General features: G+C 64.8%; 1 protein-coding gene. It reads left to right on the top strand.

Going from position 1 to position 250, the window contains the following annotated elements:
* Positions 1-250: hypothetical protein (locus AB3X95_RS39075; protein WP_368624016.1), on the top strand; the 250-nt coding region annotated here is incomplete at both ends.

Below are 250 nucleotides of genomic sequence, written 5' to 3'. Positions count from 1 at the left end.
AACTTCGATCTGGCACGCGACCTGAAGGTCGACAGCGTGACGATGGGTGACACGGTGGTGAACAACGACGGCCTGACCATCAAGAACGGCCCGAGCATCACCACGGGCGGCATCGACGCGGGTGGCAGCAAGATCATCAACGTGGCGGCGGGTGTCGACGCTGGCGACGCGGTGAACAAGGAGCAGCTCGACGAGGTCGGCAAGACGGCCAGCGCAGGCTGGAACGTGAGCGCGCAGGGCCAGAATGCGA

The sequence above is a fragment of the Paraburkholderia sp. BR13444 genome (assembly GCF_040948755.1).
In the GTDB taxonomy this organism is placed as follows: Bacteria; Pseudomonadota; Gammaproteobacteria; order Burkholderiales; family Burkholderiaceae; genus Paraburkholderia; species Paraburkholderia youngii.
Note: the sequence above shows the minus strand (reverse complement) of the source record. Positions and strands in the feature narration are given on the sequence as shown.